At 69.3% G+C, this 10,583-nt stretch carries 6 protein-coding genes; all 6 read left to right on the forward strand.

Features of this window, described 5'->3' with window-relative positions:
- The first annotated feature begins 41 nt into the window (after positions 1–41).
- From ACFO0G_RS07025 to ACFO0G_RS07050, 6 genes are read left to right on the forward strand one after another with little or no spacing between them, the layout of a single operon-like run.
- A complete protein-coding gene (locus ACFO0G_RS07025) occupies positions 42–1,385 on the forward strand; it encodes a DUF58 domain-containing protein (protein WP_286402959.1) in 1,344 nt (447 codons plus the stop codon).
- The gene (locus tag ACFO0G_RS07030) at positions 1,382–3,940 is read left to right on the forward strand and encodes a transglutaminase-like domain-containing protein (RefSeq protein ID WP_286402961.1); all 2,559 of its coding nucleotides are present in this window, start codon (positions 1,382–1,384) and stop codon (positions 3,938–3,940) included. Before ACFO0G_RS07025 ends, ACFO0G_RS07030 begins: the two co-directional genes overlap by 4 nt.
- Entirely contained in the window at positions 3,940–5,697 is a 1,758-nt protein-coding gene (locus ACFO0G_RS07035; protein WP_376976889.1) for an RDD family protein, read from the forward strand. The genes ACFO0G_RS07030 and ACFO0G_RS07035 overlap by 1 nt, the downstream gene beginning before the upstream one ends.
- Positions 5,694–6,701 (forward strand): PP2C family protein-serine/threonine phosphatase, encoded by a 1,008-nt coding sequence (locus ACFO0G_RS07040; RefSeq protein ID WP_376976890.1) that lies wholly within the window; start codon positions 5,694–5,696, stop codon positions 6,699–6,701. The genes ACFO0G_RS07035 and ACFO0G_RS07040 overlap by 4 nt, the downstream gene beginning before the upstream one ends.
- Positions 6,688–8,766: an FHA domain-containing protein gene (locus tag ACFO0G_RS07045; protein WP_376976891.1), complete on the forward strand. Its 2,079-nt coding sequence runs from the start codon at positions 6,688–6,690 to the stop codon at positions 8,764–8,766. Before ACFO0G_RS07040 ends, ACFO0G_RS07045 begins: the two co-directional genes overlap by 14 nt.
- Positions 8,763–10,556, forward strand: coding sequence for a serine/threonine protein kinase (locus ACFO0G_RS07050; protein ID WP_286402967.1), 1,794 nt, complete (start codon positions 8,763–8,765; stop codon positions 10,554–10,556). Before ACFO0G_RS07045 ends, ACFO0G_RS07050 begins: the two co-directional genes overlap by 4 nt.
- Positions 10,557–10,583: the final 27 nt, after the last annotated feature.

Consider the following 10,583-nt stretch of genomic DNA (forward strand, 5'->3'; position numbering starts at 1 on the left):
ACCACCACTCCATCCCAGCGCAACAACGAAGGCACACCCCTATGTCCGACGGCACGTCCAGCGGCACCCCGTTGACCCGGTTCGCGGAGCGATTCCAGCAGCTCTTCCACCGGAACGGCCGCCCCACCCGCCTGCATCCTGCGGCGGTATGGTCCGAAGCGAGCAGCACCGCCCTCCAGGCCCTGACACCCGGCTGGCGGGCCGTCCGTGACACCTGGCTGAAGTATGCGTGGCCGGTCCTTTCCGTGGTCAGCATCCTTGGCTGGTCCGTCCTGGCAGCAGCCATCCTGCTCTGGACCACCGGCCAGGCATTCGGCTGGCAGGAAGCCACGGCAGCCTCCATTGCCGCGTTCGCCATGTTCGTCATCGCCGTTGCCTTCATCCTGGGCCGGTCCTCCTACGGGGTGGTCCTGGACCTGGCCCGTACGCGTGTGGCGGTGGGGGACAGCGCCGTGGGCAGCATTGCGGTCTCCAACACCTCGGCACGCCCGCTGCTACCGGCCGCGCTGGAACTGCCGGTGGGCAGCACCACGGCCGTCTTCCACCTGCCCCGGATGAAGCCCGGACAGGTCCACGAAGACCTGTTCACCATCCCCACCGCGCGGCGCGCCGTCATCGTGGTGGGACCGGTCCGATCCGTCCGGGCAGACCCCCTGCACCTCCTGCGCCGCCAAGTCCTGTGGACCGAGCCGGAGGACCTCTTCGTCCACCCGCGCACGGTCGCCCTGGCGGGCTCCGCCGCAGGCTTCATCCGCGACCTCGAAGGCATGCCCACCACCGAGCTCTCCAGCGCCGACGTCTCCTTCCACGCCCTCCGCGACTATGTGCCGGGCGATGACCGCCGGCACATCCACTGGAAGACCACGGCCCGGACCAACAAACTGATGGTGCGCCAGTTCGAGGAAACCCGCCGTGCCCACCTGGCCATCTCGCTGTCCATCAACACCGAGGAATACGCCTCCGAAACCGAGTTCGAGATGGCCATCTCGGTGGCTGCCTCCATCGGCCGGCAGGCCATCCGCGAACAGCGGGAACTGGATGTCCTGACCCAAAAGGGGCCGCTGCGCTGTGAAACCGGCCGGAACATGCTGGACGACATGACACGGATCGTCGGCTCGCCCATGCGCCGCACCGCCGTCGACCTTGCCCGCACCCTGGCCGACACCGTCCCCAACGCCTCCGTGGTCTTCTTCGTGGTGGGCAGCAACGTAACGGCAACCCAACTCCGTTCCGCCGCCGCCTCGGTACCGCCCGGCGTGCGAAGCCTCGCAGTCCGGGTGGAAGCCGGGGCGGCGCCCACACGGGCCAACATCGCGGACCTTACTGTCCTGACGCTCGGCGACCTTGCCGACCTTGCCATCGTGCTGAGAAAGGCGGCAGCATGAGCACCGCACCGGGCCGTTCACCGCAAACTTCCATCCCGCCCACCCGTACCCGGCGGAAGGCCGCCACCACGGAGTCGGCCTTCGCTGACGGGCAGCCGCTCTGGCACTTCCTGCTCGACGCCGGCGCCCTGGTGGTCCTGCTGGGCCTGGGCCTGCTTGGCTTCGGCCTGAGCTTCGGCGGGGACCCCTATTACCTGGTCTCCGGATTCGGCGGCATCATCCTGGGCCTGGCCATTGGGGCCGCCAACGCCCACCTGCGCCTGGGCCTGCTGATCACCACCGCCCTGGCCCTGGCCGCGTACCTGGTGCTCGGGACCTGGCTGGCAGTGCCGGACGCCGCCATCGCAGGCTTCGTCCCCACCCTGGACTCGCTGCGGACCCTGCTGCTGGGTGTCGTCTTTGCCTGGAAGGACATGCTCACGGTCGGCGTGCCGGTGGGCACAGCCGGCGGCGTGCTCATCGTCCCGTTCCTGAGCTCGCTCATCACGGCCCTCGTGGCCGCTCTCCTGACCTGGCGGCTCCGCAGCCCCTACCTGCCCCTCCTTCCCGTGCTGGTCCTGTTCGTCACCGGCATCGCCTTCAGCACCAATGCCGCCTTCCTGACGCTGGAACGCGGCATCGGGCTGACCGTGCTGGGCATCGCCTGGGCAACGTTCCGCCGGGACGCCCTGCGGCGGAACAGCACCAGGCGGGTGGCGGTGAACAACCCGCAGAATGACAGCGCCACCGCGCGGCGGGCCAGGATCCGCCGGCTGGGCATGGCGGCGGGAGTCATCGCCGTCAGCGTCGGGATCACAGCAGTGGCCGCGCCGCTGGTCAGCGCAGGGGAGGACCGGAAAGTCCTCCGCAACGTGGTGGTGCCGCCGTTCGATCCCAAGGACTACATCACCCCGCTGGCCAGCTTCCGGACGTACGTGAAGGACAAGAAGGACGACACCCTGTTCGTGGTCAAGGGCCTCCCGCGCGACGGCCGGGTGCGCCTGGGGGCCCTGGACGCCTTCAACGGCACCAACTACAACATGGACCCCAACGGCTCGGGCAACTTCAGCAAGGTGGGCGACGCCAAGTCCATCAATACGCTCGCCGACACGTCCGGGGTAGTTCCCACCAACGATTACTCGATCAGCATCAACATCGAGGACTACCAGGGCTACTTTGTCCCCGGCGGGCGCAAGACCACCGGCATCAGCTTTGACCAGCCCGGGTCTGCAGCGGCTGGGGGACTCTACTTCAACCCGGGATCGGACACCGCTGTCACCACCAGCGGGCTGTCAAAGGGCGACTCCTATACCGTCCAGGTCTCCGACCCCGTCAAGCTCGAGCACGGCCAGCTGACCCAGTACGACTTCGCCAAGATCTCCCTCCCGGACCCCCTTGAGGTACCGCCGGTGGTGGGCTCCCAGGCGAACGACCTGTCCGCTGATGCCCCGACCGCGATCGACCGGGTGCGCCAGATTGAGGCCCACTTCCAGAAGACCGGGGCGTTCAGCAACGGCTTGGTGAGCGAGGGGCAGCTGCCCAGCGTTTCCGGCCACGGCTCTGCCCGCATCCGCAGCCTGCTCACAGCCAAGCAGATGCTCGGTGACGATGAACAGTACGCGGTGGCCATGTCCTTGATGCTGCGGCACTTGGGCATTCCGTCCCGCGTGGTGATGGGCTTCTACCCGGAACCGACCAGTCCCGAGAACGGCGCGGGCGAGGTGAAGATCACCGGCAAGGACGTCCACGCCTGGGTGGAGGTGGCGTTCGAGCGGGTGGGCTGGGTCAGCTTCGACCCCACCCCGCCCAAGGACAACATCCCCATCCCGCCGGACCCCGAAAGCAAGTCCAAGCCCAAGCCGCAGGTGCTGCAGCCGCCGCCCCCGCCGCAGGAGCCGGCGGACCTGCCGCCGGACTCCTCGCCGGACGCGCTGGACGCGGACCAGAAGAAGAACAACCCGTGGCTGTTCTGGGGCGCGCTCCTGGGTGCCTTGGGCGTCGCGGCCATCCCGGTGGTCGTCCTGGCCCTGCCGTTGTTGCTGATTGCTTTGCTGAAGGCACGACGGCGGAAGTCGCGTTTCCGTGATGGCCTCCCCGCCCAGCGTGTGGGCGGAGGATGGAACGAGGTAGTGAGCCTGGCGACGGACCTGGGTGCCGCCGTCGACACCCGGTCGACGAGGCGCGAAAGCGCCGCCGTGCTGGCCGAGGCGTTCCCGGCGACCTCGGGGACCACCACCATGCTGGCCCGCCGGGCGGACGCGTCAATCTTCGGCGCCGGGGAGCCCACTGAGGAGCAGGTCCGGGAGTACTGGACCATCGTTGACGGCTCGCTGAAGGAAATGACCTCCGGAATGGGCTTCTGGCGCCGGCAGCAGGCACGGTTCTCGCCCCGGTCGCTGCTCGCCGACGCCCGGACAGCCATGAACTCAGGTAGCGGCCTGAAGCTGCGCGGCGGCCGTTTGGCACTCCCGACGGTGCCCGGGATCCTCGCCGCGCGCCGTCGTCGTACCTCCGGCAACGCTGATGCGCCGCCCCAGCAGCACGCACCCAACCAGCAAGGACCACACCAGCAGTGATGCGCGACGCCGAACGCTGCCCCCGCTGCCAACAGCAGATCCGTGCGGGGGCCACCTTCTGCACTGCCTGCGGTGCGCCGCTGCCCAACAGGGCGGCGCGCCGCACCCGGACTTCGGACCTGCTTCCGGATCACGGCCCGAGTGCTGCCAGGGAGGCGCGTCCCGAGCATGCGGCGGGGATTCCCGGTACTATCCCGGTAGTAGAAAGGCCCCCGGCAGGTCAGCCGGCGGGCAGCGCATTGACGGGTCCCATATACACGGGCTCCGGGCCGGGCAGGACCGGCGGTTCCACCAAGGTGGAAGCCGCTCCAGGGGGAGGAACGGGAATGGCAGTGAACCTTCAGCTTGTTCCGGCTACGGCGGGCAAGCGGCTTGGTGCTGCCGTCATTGACTGGCTGCCTGGGTTAGCGGTGCTGGTGGTGACCTTCGCCATCGGTTTCGCCGGCATCACGCGGACCAGGAGCGGCGGCTTCATCGTCTACGACACGTCATCCCTGGTGCTGTTCGGCGGCATCGGCCTGGGCCTGACCCTGGCCTACCTGTTCGTTGTCCTCGGCCTGGAGAGCCGCAGCGGCAAGACGCCGGGCAACCTGCTGATGGGCATCCGCAGTGCGGACCAGGACGGCTACGCGCCCGGTGCCGGAGCTGTGTTCCTGCGCGGCCTGATCACGGGAGCCGGTGTCCTGCTGGCCCTGCTGGTGGCGGTGCTGGTGGTGGTGTTCAAGTGGTTCGACGTTGCCCTGTTTATTCTTGGGCCGCTGCTTCTGGTGTCTGCCGTCTGGGCGGTGCTGGTGGTTGTTTCCTGCCGATGGGACAAGCGCGGCGGGCTGCGCGGCTGGAATGACAACGCTGCCAAAACGTTGGTGTTCGACGTGAAAGCGGGCCGGGACCCCATCACCACCGGCGGCATCCAGGGGCCCTACAGCTTTGCGCCCCTGGACCTTCCGCCCGTCCAGCAGGTGCTGTCCCCGGTGGCCGGCGCCAAGGCACAGCAGGCAGCGGGATCCCAGGCTTCAGCGTCCGGACCGCCGGCGTCGCCCGTGCCGGCATCCCCCGCACCCGACTCCCGGCCGCCGGCACCCTTTAGCCCTGTACCATTCGCACCGACGCCCGTCGCGCCCCAACCCAGCGCGCCCCAGGCGGCGACGCCCCACGCAACCCCAGCCCAGGCCCCCCAAGCACCTGCGCCGTCGGCCACCATGCCGTCCCAGACCATGCCCTACACCTCGCCGGCATCCTTCGCGCCGCCTGCTGCAGGTGCCCCGGCTGCTGGTACCCACGGTTCGCCGGCAGGCTTCGAGCAAGGCTCCGTCCAGGGCTTCGCTTCTGCCGGTGCTCCCTCCGGTCACCGGGTGCCCCCGCCGCATGTGGACGACGACGTCGAGCGCACCCAGGTGCGCCCCGGCAGCGGTGCCCCGGCCCAGGTGGCAGTCCTGCGCATCCGCCTGGACGACGGGCGGGACTTCCAGCTGGACCGCAACGTCCTGGTGGGCCGCAACCCCGTGGGACAGGCCGGGGAGCAGCATGCCCAGCTGCTGGCCGTGGACGATCCCGGCCGCTCCATTTCGAAAACCCACCTGCACCTGCTCACCGACGGTGCCGGCATCTGGGTGACGGACCGGCACTCAACCAACGGAAGCGCCGTCACCACCCCGGACGGCCTGCGCACCCCCTTGGTGCCGGGCGTCCCCACGTTTGTTACCCCGGGATCCAGCGTGCATTTTGGAGACCGTACCTTTTACCTAGGACAGGCATGAACCAGCACCCCGCCAGTGTTTCCTCCACCATCCAGCCGGGGCCGGCCCTTAGCCTCTCCTGCGGTTACGGGACGGACAGGGGGCTCCGCCGGGAACTGAACGAGGACTCGTATATCGCAGCCGATCCCATCTTCGCCGTGGCCGACGGCATGGGCGGCCACGAAGCCGGCGAGATTGCCAGCGGCCTGTGCGTGCGCGCCCTGGCCGAAATGCCCCAGGTCACCACGGGGGAGCGGAACATCACGGCGTCCGTCCTCCAGCAGTACCTGGTCCGTGCCGACGCCTCCATCCGTGAAGCCGCCGGGGCCCGGGCCGGTACCACGCTGACGGGCGCCGTCATTGTGGAACAGATGGGCATGCCCTACTGGCTGGTGATGAACATCGGCGACTCCCGCACCTACCGGCTCAGCCTGGGACGGTTCGAGCAGATCAGCGTGGACCACTCCGAAGTCCAGGAGCTGGTGGACGCGGGCGAAATCACCGCCCAGGAAGCCACCGTCCACCCGCGTCGGCACGTGGTCACCCGGGCACTGGGCACCGGGGATGAGACGGAGGCGGACTACTGGCTCCTCCCCGTCGAGGAAGGCGACCGCGTGCTGGTCTGCTCGGACGGCCTCACCGGCGAACTGGCAGACGATGACATCCTGCGGATCCTCAGTACCGTGGCGGACCCGCAGGAGGCCGTGGACGCCCTGATCCAGGCGGCCCTGCGCAGCGGCGGCCGTGACAACGTCACCGCCATCGTGGTGGACGCGCGCAACGTGGCGAACGACGACGGCGCAGGCACCACGGCGCCCCGCCACACCACGGCTGACGGGGACGAAGTGACGCTGCCGCGCCCGCAGTCCTCCGAGGCCGTGACGGATCCATTGCCCGAACCCTTGGTGGACGGCGCGGCATTGGATAACGGCGCGGCATTGGAAAACGGCACTGCGCTGGAGAACGGTGCCGGGCTGGTCGAGGGCACTTCGCTGGAGGGGGAGCCGGGCGATGACCGGCGCTAGCTACATTCCCGGCGGCTGGCTGGGCATCATCCGGTCCCGTACTGCAGTCCTGCTGGGTCCCGAGGCGCCGGCTGAACTGGCCGGCGCACTGTGGGAACTCCTGGCCGGCCGGCCCGAACCGCACGAGGTCCTCGCCGCCGTGACCAGCAGCTCCGGCGGCTCGCTAACCCGCATACCGTCCTTCGCCATCCTTGACTTCAACGGGTCCCTGCGGGTCTTCCTGCGCGGCGCCATCGACCTTACCGTCGAGCAGCCAAGCGGGGCCGTTGACCTTGACGGAAGGGACGTAACCACCTGGAACGAACGCAAATTCGTGGTGCCCGGCACATGCAGGTTGGGTCTCCCGGATGGCGGCGCTGCAGGCACCGGCGGCGCATGGCCCGCAGAGGGTCCCGGGCTGCCGCTCGGGGAGGGCGTGGTGCTGCTCCGGTCCCTGATCTTTGGGACACAGCCAAGTCCTGCCGCCGTCGATGGCGCTGCTGCTGATACTGGCACGGCGGCGGGCGAGGGGACGGCTGTAATCACAGGCACGGCGCCTGCGGACGGTACAGAAGCAGGACATGTTCCCGCCGCCCCCGACGGCCCTTTTGCCGTCAATGCGGCCGGTGAAGTGGAATCTGCCGGTGAAGTGGACACTGCCGGCGAAGTCGATGGTAGCGGCGACGCCGGCCATGTTGCCGGGATTGTGGTGGGGGTGATTGACGAGGACCTGGACGTGGACCCGGTTGAAGACCCGGTTGCTGACGTGAACGACGACCTGAACGAGGCCCCGGACGGGGAATGCGCGGAAGACGGGAACCTGCCCCAGGCGTTCGCCGCCGACGCTCTTGACCCCGAAGGCCTTGACCTCGAAGGTCTTGATCCCGACGCCACCATCGCTCCGGGCGCCATCATCGACGCCGACGAGGAACTGCTGGAGGAGCCTGCCAATCCGGCACCGGTTGGCGACGGACCGGTTGGCGACGGCCCGGCCGGACCGGACGGGGCGGAAACTGATCCAGGCGATGCCGCTCCGGCCGAGGAACTCACCAGCTCCTACGACCACCTCTGGGACCGCACTGTGATGCGGAACATCGAGGACGCGGCGGTGCGCGAGGAACCCGATGCCGACTCCGGCCATGTGGTCCCGCAGCAACCTCCAGCCCTGCCCGCGGCCGAACCGCTGGCCGCTCTTGGTGCAGCGGAGGACGCCGGCCTGGAGGGTGCAGCAGCCGGTTCTGGACCGGCAGCGGACTCCGACACTGCCACCGGCGCCGGCAATCCTGCCGCAGCTGGCCCCGAAACCGGCGCGGCGGCTGCCTCGCCCCGCCCTGCCTCCACGGGCCTCATCGATTCCGTCCCATGGCGTACCGCGGGAGCTGCGACAACACCCGCCCCGGAACCCAGCACGCCGCCAACCCTCGGCACGCCGCCGGCTCCGCCAGTCCCTGCCCCCGTTGCATTCGAAGGTGGCCCGTCCGGGCCGGCCCAGAGCTCGTCCCAGGCCCAGCCCGAGGCCGGCTTCGATCCCGACCACGACGGCCAGACGGTTATGAAGAGCAGCCTTCCGGGAGCAGGCTCCGTCCCGGCCGCAAACCAGCAGGCCGCCCTGCAGGATGCCGGCGACGGGCCGCTGGTGCTGGCGCGCGTCTGTTCGCAGGGCCACGCCAATCCGCCAACCCGTGCACAGTGCGGCGCCTGCGGTGCCGCCCTGCTGCCCGACGCCGTCCAGGTTGCACGTCCACGGCTGGGCCGGATGCGCCTATCCACGGGCGAACTCCTGGACCTGGACCAGTCGATGGTCATTGGCAGGCAGCCGTCCGTATCCCGGGTCCAGGGCGGGGTCATGCCGCGCCTTGTCCAGGTGGCGAGCCCGGGCGGGGACATCTCCAGGTCCCACGTTGAGGTGCGGCTCGAAGGCTGGCACGTCATGCTCTGCGATCTCAAAGCCACCAACGGCACCGTCCTGGTCCGCGAAGGCCAGCCGCCGCGCCGCCTGGCCCAAAACGAGATGGCCATCCTGCTCGACGGCGACATCGCGGAGCTGGGCGACAACATCTCACTGCGTTTTGAGGAGATTCCGTGAGTTCCAAACGGCCCGTTGCGCCGCCGCCCCGCATTCCGGGGTTCACCTACATCAGCCTGCTGGGATCCGGCGGCTTCTCCGACGTATACCTCTATGAACAGGACAGGCCGCGCCGAAAGGTGGCGGTCAAGGTGCTGCTCTCCGACCTGAAGACAGAGGGCGCCCGGCGGCGGTTCGAATCCGAAGCCAACCTCATGGCCCAGCTGTCCTCGCACCCGTACATCGTCACCATTTTCGAAGCGGAAGTGACGGATGACGGGCACTCCTACCTGGCCATGGAGTACTGCTCACGGCCCAGCCTGGACGTCCGGTACCGGCGGCAGCGCTTCAGCGTGGACGAGGTCCTGGCAGTGGGCATCCAGGTTGCCTCCGCGGTGGAGACAGCCCACCGTGCCGGCATCGCCCACCGTGACATCAAGCCCGCCAACATCCTGGTGACGGACTACAACCGCCCTGCCCTGACCGACTTCGGCATCTCCGGCACCCTCGCCGGGGACTCGGACGACGACTCCGGCATGTCCATTCCGTGGTCCCCGCCCGAGCAGTTCCGGGACGGGCCCGTGGACGGCGTCATGGTGGACGTGTGGGCCCTTGGCGCCACGCTCTACACGCTGCTGGCCGGCCGCTCGCCCTTCGTCATGCCCGGGGCGGACAATTCGCAGCGCGAATTGATCAACCGCATCAGCAACACGGCCCTGCCGCGTCTGGGCCGGGCCGATGTGCCGGAATCCCTGGAACTGGCGCTGGCCACGGCCATGGCCAAGTCACCGCAGTCCCGGTACTCCTCGGCCCACGCCTTCGCCCTGGCCCTGCAACGCATCCAGGCCGAGCTCAACCTCTCCGTCACGCCCTTCGAGGTCCTGGAGGAGCCCCAGCAGGACGAGGGCCACCCGGATGACGGCACTGAGGAAACGCGCGTCCGCAGCATCGCCGCCATCGACCCGGAAGGCACCGGCAGCGCCCCCACCTTCCCGGCACGCACCCGGCCCAACGCAGCCAGCCCCAATTTTCCTGGCGCCAGTCTTCCCGGCGCCCAGACCGACGCGACCGGACGCAGGGGAGGCGCCGTCCCGCCGTCGGCCTTCACCCCCGCAGCGCCCAGCCAATGGCGGGCGGCCCCGGCAGTGCCCTCCATCCCGGCCAGTCCGGCAGGAGCACCGGGCGCTTCCGGAACAGAACCGGCCGACGGCGGCGGGCAGGGGGAGTGGGCACAGTCCACCGTCCTGCGCGGCGCCCCGGGGGCGGTGAACTACGGCGCGCCGGTAAGCGATGCCGGGCAGGACGCCTATACCGCCGACGCAACGGTCCAGCGGCCCCTGAAAGTGGACGAGCCGCAGGCGGCACCGCAAGCGGACCACGGCAAACGCAACCTCTGGCTGGCAATCACCGGGGGCACCCTTCTGGCGCTGGCGGCGGTGGTGGGCATCGTGGTGGCCAACGCGGCCCCCGGCACCCCCAAGCCTGTGCCCACCCAGCAGGTAACCAAACCCCCGGCGGACGCCCTGGACGACGGCACCGTCCCGGACGTCGAAGGCCTCAAGGGATCCATCGGCGGTGACGGGGAGGCCAGCTTCACCTGGACCAATCCGCAGCCCAAGGAGGGGGACACCTACAAGTGGAAGGTGTGGACCATAGGCGGGAACAGCTTGGAATTCCATTCTGTGGACAAGCCGCCGGTCAAGATGCGGCCCAGCCCCACCGGGCAGACCTGCATCCAGGTGATGATCGTCCGCTCGGACGGCGCATTCTCACCCATGGAGGAGAACTCCATCGCCTGCACCGGCCAGTGATGGCACTGGACCAGCACGTAACATCCG

The sequence above is a fragment of the Arthrobacter sedimenti genome (genome assembly GCF_042652025.1).
Lineage (GTDB): Bacteria > Actinomycetota > Actinomycetes > Actinomycetales > Micrococcaceae > Arthrobacter > Arthrobacter sedimenti.